14 protein-coding genes are annotated in these 13825 nt (G+C 67.8%); 9 read left to right on the forward strand and 5 right to left on the reverse strand.

The window, feature by feature from the left end; all coding sequences use genetic code 11:
• Together AB0N66_RS02315 and AB0N66_RS02320 are read left to right on the forward strand one after the other, a co-directional pair.
• On the forward strand, positions 1-125 hold a 125-nt coding region (locus tag AB0N66_RS02315; protein WP_365428432.1), incomplete at its 5' end, for a glycoside hydrolase family 19 protein.
• Between the two features lie 16 nt (positions 126-141).
• A complete protein-coding gene (locus tag AB0N66_RS02320) occupies positions 142-1065 on the forward strand; it encodes an NPP1 family protein (protein ID WP_365427344.1) in 924 nt (307 codons plus the stop codon).
• A gap of 87 nt (positions 1066-1152) precedes the next feature.
• On the opposite strand, the gene nadA is transcribed toward AB0N66_RS02320, so the two are convergent.
• Positions 1153-2349 (reverse strand): quinolinate synthase NadA, encoded by a 1197-nt coding sequence (nadA, locus tag AB0N66_RS02325; RefSeq protein WP_365427346.1) that lies wholly within the window; start codon positions 2347-2349, stop codon positions 1153-1155.
• A gap of 299 nt (positions 2350-2648) precedes the next feature.
• Here nadA and AB0N66_RS02330 point away from each other — a divergent pair, with 299 nt between their 5' ends.
• Positions 2649-3005, forward strand: a complete 357-nt coding sequence (locus AB0N66_RS02330) for an iron-sulfur cluster assembly accessory protein (protein WP_365427349.1) — start codon at positions 2649-2651, stop codon at positions 3003-3005.
• 166 nt (positions 3006-3171) lie between these two features.
• On the opposite strand, the gene AB0N66_RS02335 is transcribed toward AB0N66_RS02330, so the two are convergent.
• Both AB0N66_RS02335 and AB0N66_RS02340 read right to left on the reverse strand, forming a co-directional pair.
• Positions 3172-4722 carry a hypothetical protein gene (locus AB0N66_RS02335; protein ID WP_365427352.1) on the reverse strand — a complete coding sequence of 517 codons (1551 nt, stop codon included), beginning with the start codon at positions 4720-4722 and terminating at the stop codon, positions 3172-3174.
• Positions 4723-4926: 204 nt separating this feature from the next.
• The gene (locus AB0N66_RS02340) at positions 4927-5136 is read right to left on the reverse strand and encodes a hypothetical protein (RefSeq protein ID WP_365427355.1); all 210 of its coding nucleotides are present in this window, start codon (positions 5134-5136) and stop codon (positions 4927-4929) included.
• A 145-nt stretch (positions 5137-5281) separates the two neighbouring features.
• On the opposite strand from AB0N66_RS02340, the gene AB0N66_RS02345 reads away from it, so the two are divergent.
• Positions 5282-6256, forward strand: a complete 975-nt coding sequence (locus AB0N66_RS02345) for a carbohydrate kinase family protein (protein WP_365427358.1) — start codon at positions 5282-5284, stop codon at positions 6254-6256.
• Here AB0N66_RS02345 and AB0N66_RS02350 read toward each other — a convergent pair whose 3' ends face one another.
• Positions 6257-7639, reverse strand: a complete 1383-nt coding sequence (locus AB0N66_RS02350) for an aminotransferase class V-fold PLP-dependent enzyme (protein ID WP_365427361.1) — start codon at positions 7637-7639, stop codon at positions 6257-6259.
• 411 nt (positions 7640-8050) lie between these two features.
• On the opposite strand from AB0N66_RS02350, the gene coxB reads away from it, so the two are divergent.
• The 4 genes from coxB (at position 8051) to AB0N66_RS02370 (ending at position 12492) form a co-directional block, all read left to right on the forward strand.
• Entirely contained in the window at positions 8051-8971 is a 921-nt protein-coding gene (gene coxB, locus AB0N66_RS02355; protein ID WP_365428434.1) for a cytochrome c oxidase subunit II, read from the forward strand.
• Positions 8968-10704: a cytochrome c oxidase subunit I gene (ctaD, locus tag AB0N66_RS02360; protein ID WP_365427364.1), complete on the forward strand. Its 1737-nt coding sequence runs from the start codon at positions 8968-8970 to the stop codon at positions 10702-10704. The genes coxB and ctaD overlap by 4 nt, the downstream gene beginning before the upstream one ends.
• Positions 10701-11099: a cytochrome c oxidase subunit 4 gene (locus tag AB0N66_RS02365; protein WP_365427367.1), complete on the forward strand. Its 399-nt coding sequence runs from the start codon at positions 10701-10703 to the stop codon at positions 11097-11099. The genes ctaD and AB0N66_RS02365 overlap by 4 nt, the downstream gene beginning before the upstream one ends.
• Positions 11100-11229: 130 nt before the next feature.
• Entirely contained in the window at positions 11230-12492 is a 1263-nt protein-coding gene (locus AB0N66_RS02370) for an Ig-like domain-containing protein (RefSeq protein ID WP_365427369.1), read from the forward strand.
• Between the two features lie 122 nt (positions 12493-12614).
• On the opposite strand, the gene AB0N66_RS02375 is transcribed toward AB0N66_RS02370, so the two are convergent.
• Positions 12615-13016: a hypothetical protein gene (locus AB0N66_RS02375; RefSeq protein ID WP_365427372.1), complete on the reverse strand. Its 402-nt coding sequence runs from the start codon at positions 13014-13016 to the stop codon at positions 12615-12617.
• Between the two features lie 182 nt (positions 13017-13198).
• Here AB0N66_RS02375 and AB0N66_RS02380 point away from each other — a divergent pair, with 182 nt between their 5' ends.
• A complete protein-coding gene (locus AB0N66_RS02380; protein WP_365427374.1) occupies positions 13199-13819 on the forward strand; it encodes a heme-copper oxidase subunit III in 621 nt (206 codons plus the stop codon).
• The last annotated feature ends 6 nt before the right edge of the window (positions 13820-13825 follow it).

The raw sequence follows: 13825 nt of genomic DNA on the forward strand, positions 1-13825 counted from the left end.
GCAGCATCAACGGCTCCCTGGAATGCGACGGGAAGAACCCCGCGCAGGTCCAGAGCCGCGTCGACGCCTACAACCGCTTCGTCGGCATCCTCGGCGTCTCGGCCGGCGCCAACCTCTACTGCTGACGGCTCCCTTCCCCGCGTGACCTCGCTCGCCACCGCCGCACCCCGCGGCGGTGGCGAGCTGCTGGGACCCCTGTTCGACAGCCAGCGCAATCCGGTTCCCCCTGAACTAAGGACCGTCATGAACGCCCCCCACGGATCCCTCCGTACCGCCGTCCGCCCGCACCGCACGATCCTCGGCGCCCTGGCGCTCGCCGTGCTCGGCACCTTCGCCTCCGCCCCCACCGCCAGCGCGAACGAGCCGCTGGAGTGGAAGGGCAACCTCAACGACTTCATCGCGGCGGGAGCCCCCGACTGGCAGTTCGCCCGCGCCCTCGGCAACGACACCTGCTGGCCGGCGAGCGCCTTCGTCAACGGTGACCAGCAGGCGCCGCCCGCCGAGCTGAAGCCGTGGCCGGACACCGACTACGGCTGCGCCGCCCCCGGCACCTACTTCCCGACGTACACCACGGTCAAGACCTGCTTCGGCACCGAGGTGCGGGTCATCTACACGCTGTTCTTCCCCAAGGACGGCTTCACCGGCGTCATCGGCCACGCGTACGACTTCGAGCACGTGGTGACCACCTGGAAGTACGCGGGCGACAACAAGTGGACCCGCTCCTCGCTCCTGCTCAGCTCCCACGGCGGCCACAAGGTTCTGACCGACTGGAGCACCGTTGAGTCGGCCGACATCAACGCCGACAACTGGGGCTACGGCAAGGAGCGGCCGAGCGTCTACGTCGGCTGGGGCAAGCACGCGATGTTCAACAACCAGGGCGGTCTGACGGACTGGCTGTCGCAGACCACGGACAACGAGTTCCGCAACGACGACTACGCGGGGGACAACACCTCGTACGTGATCGTCGAAGAAGGCAGTGCGATCGCCAACAAGTTCGACGAGTACAACTGGGGCAGCGCGAGCAGCGACCCGACGCAGGTCTCGCGGGACCTCTGCTCCTACTAGTCCTACAAGAACGCCGAGTAAGGGGCGCCGGCAATGGCCGACGCCCCTTACCCAACAGACATACGGATCGCTCAACAGGCATACGGACTACGGCAGCGCCAGCATCCGCTCCAGCGCCAGCTTGGCGAACTGCTCCGTCTCCCGGTCCACCTCGATGCGGTTGACGAGGTTGCCCTCCGCCAGGGACTCCAGGGTCCACACCAGGTGGGGCAGGTCGATGCGGTTCATGGTCGAGCAGAAGCAGACCGTCTTGTCGAGGAAGACGATCTCCTTGTCCTCACTCGCGAAACGATTCGCCAGCCGACGTACGAGATTCAACTCCGTGCCGATCGCCCACTTGGAGCCGGCCGGAGCGGCCTCCAGGGCCTTGATGATGTACTCCGTGGATCCCACGTAGTCCGCCGCGGAGACGACCTCGTGCTTGCACTCGGGGTGCACCAGGACGTTCACGCCGGGGATCCGGGCGCGCACGTCGTTGACCGAGTCGACCGAGAAGCGGCCGTGCACGGAGCAGTGGCCCCGCCACAGGATCATCTTCGCGTCGCGCAGCTGCTCGACGGTGAGGCCGCCGTTCGGCTTGTGCGGGTTGTAGAGGACGCAGTCCTCCAGCGTCATCCCCATGTCGCGGACCGCGGTGTTGCGGCCCAGGTGCTGGTCGGGCAGGAAGAGGACCTTTGTTGTTGAGGGCTCCCCCTGTTCGAAGGCCCACTCCAGGGCGCGCTGGGCGTTGGAGGAGGTGCAGATAGTGCCGCCGTGCTTGCCGGTGAACGCCTTGATGTCCGCGGAGGAGTTCATGTACGAGACGGGCACGACCTGTTCGGCGATCCCGGCCTCGGTCAGCACGTCCCAGCACTCGGCGACCTGCTCGGCGGTGGCCATGTCGGCCATCGAACAGCCCGCGGCGAGGTCGGGGAGGACGACCTTCTGGTCGTCGCCCGTCAGGATGTCCGCGGACTCCGCCATGAAGTGCACACCGCAGAAGACGATGTACTCGGCCTCGGGGCGCGCGGCCGCGTCCCGGGCCAGCTTGAAGGAGTCACCTGTGACGTCCGCGAACTGGATGACCTCGTCGCGCTGGTAGTGGTGGCCGAGGACGAAGACCTTGTCCCCGAGCTTCTCCTTGGCCGCGCGGGCGCGCTCCACCAGGTTCGGGTCGGACGGCGAGGGCAGATCGCCGGGGCACTCGACGCCGCGCTCGCTCCGCGTGTCGGCCTCACGGCCGAGCAGCAGCAGGGCGAGGGGCGTCGGCTGTACGTCGAGCTCCTGGGTCTGGGCGGTGGTCACGACACCAACCCTTTCTGTTCTGCGGCTCGCTCGGATCGCGGGGGCGACCCAGCGGAACATGCCTTTTCGTCGAATTGACGTTATCTATCATAACCGCTTCACGTCACTTTGACGAAGGCCATAGCGTCGATGTGACGTGAATCCCGGAGGGGTTGTCCACAGGCCGCTGTCCGTGTCCCGGCCCATGTGCGAGCATGAAGAGAGAAGGCGAAAACAAGTGCTCGGCCCGGAATGAATCCGAGGCCCCGCCGGTTGCAAATGTCGGCAAGCAGTCTCCGAACAACCCGGGAGAGAAGCAGATGTCCGTATCGGACGAGACCACCACCGTGAACGACGGCATCATCCTGTCCGAGTCGGCCGCGGCCAAGGTCAAGGCCCTGCTCGACCAGGAAGGCCGCGAAGACCTGGCGCTGCGCGTCGCTGTTCAGCCCGGCGGCTGCTCCGGCCTGCGTTACCAGCTCTTCTTCGACGAGCGCTCCCTCGACGGCGATGTCGTCAAGGACTTCGGCGGCGTCAAGGTCGTCACCGACCGCATGAGCGCCCCTTACCTGGGCGGCGCGTCCATCGACTTCGTGGACACCATCGAGAAGCAGGGCTTCACGATCGACAACCCGAACGCGACGGGCTCCTGCGCCTGCGGCGACTCCTTCAGCTAAGCCGAGCGGTCCGGCGGCTGAGCGCCCGGCCGGCCGTCGGCACGCACGCGTACGAAGGCGGCGTCCCTCTCCGACGGGGACGCCGCCTTCGCGTATCCGCGGCCCATTCGGGGCGGCGGCGACCTGGCAGCCGCTTACCGGGCCGGTGCCAACCTCCGGACAGCCGTCACTGTGGTTGCGCCGAGTTCTCCACGACGCCGAGTTCCTTGCCCTCCGGGATCGCCTTGCCGTTCGTGCCCACGACCGCGCGGTCACCGAGCGGCTCGTCCAGGTGCACGGGGAGGTCGATCGCCTCGGCGAGCATGATGCAGACCTTGCCCGGCTCCGAGGTGCTGGTCACCGTGACCGTCACCTTGTCGGAACTCTCGCTCGCCGAGGCCGAGTACTCGCTGCACACCCCGCCCCAGAAGCTCACGGTCAGGTCCTTGCCGTCGGCCGTGTAGCCCTCCACCTTGACGTCACCGGACGTGGGCGCTCCGGTCGGCGAAGGGGTCGGGGCCGGGTCCTGGCCGGTCTCCGGCGAGGTCAGATACTGCGGATCGACCGCCGGATGCGTCACCGTGATGAGGTCCTCCGCACCCGTGGACCGGACATCGAACAGCCAGGACGGCACCAGCACCTGCCGCCCGTCCACCGATTGCGCCGCCAGCCCGAACGTGGCCTTCTCCACGGTCGCCGACGCGGGCGCCGGAGCCAAGGTCGAAGCCTCGCACGGCACCTCGTCCCGGTCCTTCAGCGGTACGGGACTGGCGCAGCCGCCGATGCCCTTGGGCCCGCCGCCCGATGCCGAGCCGTTCATCAGGTCCAGGGTCTGCTGCGCGGTGATGACGGGGTACGTGTCCCCCTTCACCGGCGCCTTCAACTGGCCGCTGCCGCCGATGACCTTGCCCTCGGAGCTGACCTGGACACCGGTCGTCCAGCCGTACGTCGGCAGTCCGCCGACCTCCGGGTCCGCGTTCACCACCCGTACCCGGTCATCGTTCATGAGCTGGGTCGCGTCCAGCTTCGCGTCGTCCTGGCCGACGGCCTTCAGCACGGGGGCGGCCGCTTTCTTCGCCGCCGCCTCGCTCACCGCCGCCGGGCGCAGACCTGCCAGACCGCTGGACCCGACGGGCCCACAGGGCTTGTCCTTGAGGCAGTTGTCGGTGCCCGGCACATAGGAGCTGTAGGTCCAGGTCCCGGGCGCGTCCTTGCTCACCCGAAGGTTCGGTTCCGCGGCGTCGTTCGTGGCGCCGACCGTCCAGTCGGCCCCGTCCGTCCGCGGGGTGCCCGCCACCCCGAGCGCCTTGGCCAGCCGCGCCACCTCGGCCTTGGTGACCTCGCCCTTCGCGGCGTACACGGGCGCGGAATCAGGGCCGTCGGCCAGCTCGCCTGCCGCCCGGTAGGTCGTGCCGTACGGGTTGGGCTCACCGGGCGCGATGCCGTTCGGGGCGCCCGTACCGCCCGTGCCACTCGTACCGCTCTCGGAGTACCCGTCGAGGGCGAGCGCCGGGGGAGTGCCGTCGCCTCCGGGAGTCCCGGAGCCGCTGTCGCCGTTCCCGCCGCTGGACGCGGTCGTGGCGAAGTACGCCCCGCCGCCCCCGACCAGCAGGACCGCGGCCGCGACCGAGGCGACGGCCACCGGGGAATGCCGCCGGCGCGGCTTCGCCGTCTCGCCGCCCGTCTCGCCACCCTCGGGGGAATCGGTCGCCTCGTTGTCGGGTCGCTCGGTGCTCACCGCATCGCTCCTTAGGCTCCACTGCTGTCCTGACGACCCGGCCCGGTCAAGAAGGGGCGCCCAAAATGGGGCACTGAGGGGTCGTACACCGCATCCCCTTTACGGGGGACAGCGATGGGACGCAGCGGGGGAGCGCACGGTTCCCTGCGGGCGCGGGTTCCGGCCGAATTTGCAGACGGTTTCAGCCCGTCCTCGGCTGCGTCCTCAGTTGCCGTAGTCGGACATCGCGTCCAGCAGCCGGGCCGATGCGGGTGGCACCGTCACACCGTGGATGAGGGAGGGCGGCACGGGGAGGGCGGTGATCGGGTCGGGCGCCGTCCAGTGCTCGACCATCCGCGCGCAGTCGCCGCGCAGTGAAGCCAGATCGCCTTCGAGGTCTTGCGGAGCGGTGCCGTGGACCTTCAGGTTTGTCATAGCGGCACCGTAGGCACGGTAGAGCTCGCGAAGAAAGATCTACTATCGGGTAGTTTTTGCCGCTTCAATGCGCGTGCGTCGACCGGGTAGCGTGAACTGTCAACGCCAGCCCCTCCACATCCCCTCGCAGGAGCGTGTCCTCGCCGTGCGTATCGCAGTCACCGGATCCATCGCCACCGACCACCTCATGACCTTCCCCGGCCGTTTCGCCGACCAGCTGGTCGCGGACCAGCTGCACACGGTCTCCCTCTCCTTCCTGGTCGACAACCTCGACGTACGCCGGGGAGGGGTCGGCGCGAACATCGCCTTCGGCATGGGCCAGCTCGGCACCAAGCCGATCCTGGTCGGGGCGGCGGGTTCCGACTTCGACGAGTACCGCGCCTGGCTGGACCGGCACGGCGTCGACACCGACTCCGTCCGCATCTCCGAGGTTCTGCACACCGCGCGTTTCGTGTGCACCACGGACGCCGACCACAACCAGATCGGCTCCTTCTACACGGGCGCGATGAGCGAGGCCCGCCTCATCGAGCTCAAGGCCGTGGCGGACCGCGTCGGCGGCCTCGACCTCGTCCTGATCGGCGCGGACGACCCCGAGGGGATGCTGCGCCACACCGAGGAGTGCCGCTCCCGCTCGATTCCCTTCGCGGCCGACTTCTCGCAGCAGATCGCCCGGATGAGCGGCGACGACATCCGCGTACTGCTGGACGGCGCGACGTACCTCTTCTCGAACGAGTACGAGAAGGGGCTCATCGAGTCCAAGACCGGCTGGAGCGACGAGGAGATCCTCGGCAAGGTCGGTACCCGCGTGACCACCCTCGGCGCGCAGGGCGTGCGCATCGAGCGCGCAGGCGAGGAGCCGATCGAGGTCGGCTGCGCCGAGGAGGAGCGCAAGGCCGACCCCACGGGCGTCGGCGACGCCTTCCGCGCGGGCTTCCTCTCCGGCCTGGCCTGGGGCGTCTCCCTCGAGCGCGCCGCCCAGGTCGGCTGCATGCTCGCCACGCTGGTCATCGAGACGGTCGGCACGCAGGAGTACCAGCTGCGCCGCACCAACTTCATGGACCGCTTCACCAAGGCGTACGGCCATGAAGCCGCCGCCGAGGTCCAGACCTACCTCGTGTAGCTAGGACACCCGGCGGACCACGTACGCAGAGCCGTGGTCCGCCGGCTCCTCGCCCACGTACTCCTGTCCCCGCATCTCGCACCACGCCGGAATGTCCAGCCGTGCCGCCTCGTCGTCCGCCAGGACGCGGACCGTGCCGCCGACCGGGACATCGCCGATCACCTTGGCCAGCTCGATGACCGGGATCGGGCACCGCCTGCCCAGGGCGTTCACGACGATCGAGTCGGTGACCGCGGGCGTCCTCGCCGGCGCGACCGGGGCGCCCAGCTTCTCCCGTACGGCCGAGACCGCGCCCGGCAGCACGGACAGGAACCGGTCGACGTCCGCCGCCGGGACACCCGGCGGCAGCGACACCCGGACGTTTCCCTCGGTCAGGACACCCATGGCCTCCAGTACATGGCTGGGCGTCAGCGTGCTGCTCGTGCACGACGAACCGGAGGAGACCGAGAAACCCGCTCGGTCCAGTTCGTGCAGCAGGGCCTCTCCGTCGACATAGAGACACGAGAAGGTGACGATGCCGGGCAGCCGGCGGTCCGGATCGCCGACCACCTCGACATCCGGGACCAGTTCGGGCACCCGCAGCCGGATCCGGTCCGTCAGTTCCCGCAGCCGTGCGCCCTCCACGGCCACCTCGGCCCGTACGGCCCGCAGTGACGCCGCCGCGGCCACGATCCCGGGAATGTTCTCGAACCCGGCGGCCCGCCCCGACTCCCGCTCGTCCACGGGCCCTTGAGGAGCGAACCGCACCCCCTTGCGCACGACGAGCAGCCCGACGCCCGAAGGACCGCCCCATTTGTGGGCACTTGCCGTGAGCAGGGACCAGTCGCCCTCCACCCGGCCCCAACCCAGCGACTGCGCCCCGTCCACCAGCAGCGGTACGCCCGTCGCCCGGCACTCCTGAGCCACCGCGGCCACCGGCTGCTCCGTACCCACCTCGTGGTTGGCGGACTGCAGACAGGCGAGCGCGGTGTCGGGGCGCAGGGCCGCCGCGTACGCCGAAGGGGACGCCGCGCCCGTACGAGAGACCGGGACCTGGGTCACCGACCCGCCCGCCGACTCGTGGACCTCGGCCGAATGGAGCACCGAAGAATGTTCGACCGCTGACACGATCAGGTGACGTCCCGCGCGTCGACGGCCGGCCAGCGCGCCCGCGATCCCGGAGTGCACCGCTCGCGTACCCGACGAGGTGAAGACCAGTTCGTCAGGCCGGCAGCCCACCGCGTCCGCCGCCGCCTCCCGAGCCGCGTCGAGCAGCAACCGGGCCCGCCTTCCCTCCCTGTACAGACGTGCGGGATCCGCCCACCCCTCGTCGAGAGAGGCCTGCAGGGCCTGCCGGGCAACGGGATGGAGAGGGGCGGCCGAAGCGGCATCGAAGTAGGACACGCAGCAACGCTAAAGCGTCCGGTCAGGTGGGCGCCCCAAAGGGGCGCGGGGAACGGCGCGATCAGCCACAACGAACGAGCAGCCGCCATACGAGAACAACCCGCCGAGCTATTGGGCGCCTCAAACTCCCCGTCAGAAGCAGCCCAGGACAGGGCAACCCACCCCCTTCGTGAAACCCGGCGGCGCGTTGCGCACCCCTCCCCGCGCGACCCCAAATAGCGTCCAGTAGGGTTTGCTCCGCATAAACATCCAAACCCCTGCCCGTGTGCCAGGGCGGCGAGCGACCAGCGAGAAGGCCGTAGCCAACCAGCGCGGGCGAGACTCTCGGGAAGGCGCTACGTGAGTCCCAACGGCTCCGACCTCCCCCGCATCCTGAAGGGCGCGGGCGGTACCCCCACGCCGCGGCGCCCGATGCGGCGGAAGCTGCTGCAGGCAATGACTGCGGGCCTGGTCCTGGCTACCGCTACCGGTTGCACATACAAGGACTTTCCCCGCCTTGGTTTTCCCACCCCGGTTACGGACGAGGGTCCGCGGATCCTCTCCCTCTGGCAGGGCTCGTGGGCGGCCGCGCTCGCCACGGGCGTGCTGGTCTGGGGCCTGATCCTGTGGAGTGTGTTCTTCCACCGGCGCAGCCGTTCCAAGGTCGAAGTTCCCCCGCAGACCCGGTACAACATGCCCATCGAGGCGCTGTACACCGTGGTCCCGCTCATCATCGTCTCGGTGCTGTTCTACTTCACCGCCCGCGACGAGACGAAGCTCCTCAGTCTGGACAAGAAGCCCGACGTCACCATCAACGTCGTCGGCTTCCAGTGGAGCTGGGGCTTCAACTACATCGAGAACGTCGACGGTTCCACCGGTGACGCCGCGACCGACAAGAACCTGGCCGCCATTCCGGACCGGTTCAAGGAGGACTACCCGGCGAACGCCGGCGGTGTCTACGACGTCGGTACGCCGGCCTCGAAGAACCCGCAGACGGGTAACCCCGGTCCGACCCTCTGGCTCCCCGAGGGCAAGACGGTCCGTTTCATCCTCACTTCACGTGACGTCATCCACTCCTTCTGGGTGGTGCCGTTCCTGATGAAGCAGGACGTCATTCCGGGCCACACCAACTCCTTCCAGGTGACCCCCAATGCGGAGGGCACCTACCTGGGCAAGTGCGCCGAACTCTGCGGCGTCGACCACTCCCGGATGCTCTTCAATGTGAAGGTCGTCTCTCCCGAGCGCTACGAGGCCCACCTCAAGGAGCTCGCGGAGAAGGGCCAGACGGGCTACATCCCGGCCGGCATTGAGCAGACGGACCCCGAGAAGAACCGGGAGACGACCAACCTGTGAGCATCCTCAACGAACCCCAGGGTGCCGCCGAAGCCGAGGACTCGTACGAGAACGAGTTGCCGGTACGGCGCAAGCAGCCCGGCAGCGTTGTGATCAGTTGGCTCACCACCACTGACCACAAGACGATCGGGACGATGTACCTGATCACGTCGTTCGCGTTCTTCTGCATCGGCGGCGTCATGGCGCTGCTCATGCGTGCCGAGCTGGCGCGTCCGGGTCTGCAGATCATGTCGAACGAGCAGTTCAACCAGGCGTTCACGATGCACGGCACGATCATGCTGCTGATGTTCGCGACGCCGCTGTTCGCCGGTTTCACGAACTGGATCATGCCGTTGCAGATCGGCGCGCCCGACGTGGCGTTCCCGCGGCTGAACATGTTCGCCTACTGGCTCTACCTGTTCGGCTCGCTCATCGCGGTCGGTGGCTTCCTCACCCCGCAGGGTGCGGCCGACTTCGGCTGGTTCGCCTACAGCCCGCTGTCGGACGCGGTCCGCTCGCCGGGCATCGGCGCCGACATGTGGATCATGGGTCTGGCCTTCTCCGGCTTCGGCACGATCCTCGGCGCGGTCAACTTCATCACCACCATCATCTGCATGCGCGCGCCCGGCATGACGATGTTCCGTATGCCGATCTTCGTGTGGAACGTGCTGCTGACCGCGGTCCTGGTCCTGCTGGCCTTCCCCGTTCTCGCCGCCGCGCTGTTCGCGCTGGAGGCGGATCGGAAATTCGGGGCACATGTCTTCGATGCCGCCAACGGCGGGGCCTTGCTATGGCAACACCTCTTCTGGTTCTTCGGCCATCCAGAGGTGTACATCATCGCGTTGCCATTCTTCGGAATCATTTCCGAAGTGATCCCGGTGTTCTCGCGCAAGCCGATGTTCGGCTACATGGGCCTGATCGGCGCCACCATCGCGATCGCCGGTCTCTCCGTGACCGTGTGGGCGCACCACATGTACGTCACCGGTGGCGTCCTCCTACCGTTCTTCTCCTTCATGACGTTCCTCATCGCCGTGCCAACGGGCGTGAAGTTCTTCAACTGGATCGGAACGATGTGGAAGGGGTCCTTGTCGTTCGAGACCCCGATGCTCTGGGCCACCGGCTTCCTGATCACCTTCACCTTCGGTGGTCTGACCGGTGTCATCCTGGCCTCGCCGCCGATGGACTTCCACGTCTCCGACTCGTACTTCGTGGTGGCGCACTTCCACTACGTGGTCTTCGGCACCGTGGTGTTCGCGATGTTCTCCGGCTTCCACTTCTGGTGGCCGAAGATGACCGGCAAGATGCTCGACGAGCGCCTCGGCAAGATCACCTTCTGGACGCTGTTCGTGGGCTTCCACGGCACGTTCCTGGTGCAGCACTGGCTGGGCGCCGAGGGCATGCCGCGTCGTTACGCGGACTATCTCGCGGCCGACGGCTTCACGGCACTTAACACGATCTCGACAATCAGCTCGTTCCTGCTCGGGTTGTCGATACTGCCGTTCCTCTACAACGTGTGGAAGACCGCCAAGTACGGCAAGAAGGTCGAGGTCGACGACCCCTGGGGTTACGGCCGCTCCCTCGAATGGGCTACCTCCTGCCCGCCGCCGAGGCACAACTTCCTCACCCTGCCGCGGATCCGTTCCGAATCCCCGGCGTTCGACCTGCATCACCCGGAGATCGCCGCTCTCGACCAGCTCGAGAACGCCGGTCACGGTGAAAAGGCCCTCGCTGGTGGCAAGGAGGCCGGCAAGTGAAGGTCCAAGGCAAGATGTTCATCTGGCTGGCCCTCTTCATCCTCGTCATGGCGATCGTCTATGGCGTGTGGTCGAAGGAGCCGGCCGGCACCACGGCGCTCTTCCTGGGCTTCGGCCTGAGCATCATGATCGGCTACTACCTGGCCTTCACGGCCCGGCGGGTCGACGCGCTGGCGCAGGACAACAAGGAGGCCGATGTCGCGGACGAGGCCGGCGAGGTGGGCTTCTTCAGCCCGCACAGCTGGCAGCCGCTCACGCTCGGCATCGGAGGCGCGCTTCTCTTCCTGGGCGTCGTCTTCGGCTGGTGGCTGGTGTACTTCTCGGCCCCGCTCCTTCTGATCGGCCTGTGGGGCTGGGTCTTCGAGTACTACCACGGTGAGAACCGCACTCAGTAGCACGCGCTGAACACCCGGGAGCCCGGACACTCCGTCAGGAGAGTCCGGGCTCCCTCGTTTGCCACGTCTGCCGTCCCTCGCTCGGGTCACTCGGCGCGCCGTAGTCGACAGGGGTTCATAGCGTGGGCTCATGAACCACTCACCGCGTTTCCGCACGGTCGCCAGCTGCACCACGCTGCTGGTCGCCCTCGGCGCGGGCGTCACCGCCTGCGGCTCCGACGGCCACCCGCTCTCGGCCAAGCCGTATGACGCGGCGGGTCAGATCTCCTTCAACGGCCCGACCGGCGAGAGCCGCGAGGTCGACCCCGACAAACCCCTGGAGATCACCGCCGAGGGCGACGACGGGCGTATCACCGATGTGACGGCCACGGACGCGTCGGGCCGTTACGTCGCGGGCGAACTCTCCGCCGACGGCCGCCGCTGGCACAGCACCTCACCGCTGGCCGCGGGCGCCCGCTACACCGTGCGCGTGAGCACGGAGGACGAGGACGGCGGGCCCGGCCGCAAGGTCATCGCCTTCGACACGAGCACACCCAAGACGAAGAAGCGGCTGAACGTGACCTTCGGGCCCGAGGCGGGCACGTACGGCGTCGGCCAGCCCGTCACGGCCGAACTCAGCGTCCCCGTCAAGGACAAGGCCGCCCGCGCGGTCGTCGAGCGCGCCCTCAAGGTCGACTCCAAGCCCGCCGTGGAAGGCGCCTGGCACTGGGTGGACGACAAGACACTGCACTACCGCCCCAAGGAGTACTGGCCCACCCACGCCACCATCCAGGCGCACAGCAACATCGGCGGCATCAAGATCGCCGAGCGCCTCTGGGGCGGCGAGGCGAAGCCCCTGAAGCTCACCATCGGCGACCGCCTCGTCGCGGTCACGGACGCCTCCGCGCACTCGATGACGGTCTACCGGAACGACAAGGAGATCAACGAGATCCCCGTCACCACCGGCAAGCCCGGCTTCGAGACCCGAAACGGCGTCAAGGTCGTGCTGGGCAAGGAGTACTTCGTACGGATGCGCGGTACCAGCATCGGCATCGCCGAGGGCACCTCGGACTCGTACGACCTGCCCGTGTACTACGCGACGAGAGTCACCTGGAGCGGCGAGTACGTGCATGCCGCGCCCTGGTCGACCGGCTCCCAGGGATACGCCAACGTCAGCCACGGCTGCACCGGTATGAGCACGGACAACGCCGCGTGGTTCTACGAGACCGTCCGTGAGGGCGACATCGTCAAGGTCATCAACTCGTACGGCGAGGACATGGACCCGTTCGGCAACGGCTTCGGCGACTGGAACGTCAACTGGAAGAAGTGGCGTCAGGGCAGCGCCCTGGTCGGCGGATCCCCGGAGGGGCCGAGCGTGCAGGACCGGGCCAGGCTGCGCCCCGAGTCCGTGTGAGACCGGGGCGCACCGTAGCGCCCCGTCAGGGGCGCCGGGCTGTGACCTATGCGGCTCCGCCGCGTGGGCGCGACCAGCCGGACGCGGCCCGCAGTCGCCGGACTGCGCGGCCGCCCGAACTCCTAGGCGCCCGCTAGGGCCTTCCGGCGCAGCAGTGCGGCCAGCTCGGCGGCGAACTCCACCGGATCGACCGGCAAGGTCACCGCGGCGTCCGCACGGCTCCAGGTGGCCAGCCAGGCGTCCTGGGGCCGCCCGATCAGCACAAGGACGGGCGGGCAGTTGAAGATCTCGTCCTTGATCTGGCGGCAGACACCCATTCCGCCCATCGGCACGGCCTCGCCGTCCAGCACGCAGACGTCGATCCCGCCCTTGTCCAGTTCCTTCAGGACGGCGGCGGGTGTCGCGCACTCGAGGAACTCGACCAGGGGGACATCGGTGGCCGGCCTGCGGCCTGTTGCGAGCCGCACCTGCTCCCGGGTGTTGGAGTCGTCGCTGTAGACCAGCACCGTGGCGGTCGGCTGCATTCTTCCTCCGAGACGTCGGCGTCGTCGAGACGGACAGGGTCCGCTGCGCGGATGCTACTCCTCCGAACACCTCGTCAACACCGGTTCGGACAGGGCTTCGATGGGCCATTTGGGCTGGACACACCGCATCAACACTCCGAACGGCACCCCCCGGGGTGAGGGCGGGATAAGCGACCGACATAATGTCGGTCGTGGCGACAGCAACGACAGTAGAAACCGGGCACGCGCACCCGTCGGTCAATCGGCCGAACCTCACCAGCGTCGGAACCATCATCTGGCTGAGTTCCGAGCTGATGTTCTTCGCGGCCCTCTTCGCGATGTACTTCACCCTGCGATCGGTGACCGGGCCGGATCACTGGAAGGAAATGGCCGAGTCGCTGAACGTTCCGTTCTCAGCGACGAACACCACGGTCCTGGTGCTCTCCTCACTCACTTGCCAGCTCGGCGTGTTCGCCGCTGAGCGCGGTGACGTGAAGAAGCTCCGGATGTGGTTCATCGTCACCTTCATCATGGGTGCGATCTTCATCGGCGGTCAGATCTTCGAGTACACCGAACTGGTCAAGAAGGACGGGCTCTCGCTCTCCTCCGACCCGTACGGCTCGGTGTTCTACCTGACCACCGGCTTCCACGGCCTGCACGTGACAGGAGGCCTGATCGCCTTCCTGTTCGTCCTCGGCCGCACCTACGCGGCCAGGAAGTTCACTCATGAGCAGGCAACCGCCGCCATCGTCGTGTCCTACTACTGGCACTTCGTCGATGTCGTCTGGATCGGCCTTTTTGCCACGATCTACCTGATCAAGTAATCGGGC

Source organism: Streptomyces sp. NPDC093544, from assembly GCF_040683495.1.
In the GTDB taxonomy this organism is placed as follows: Bacteria; Actinomycetota; Actinomycetes; order Streptomycetales; family Streptomycetaceae; genus Streptomyces.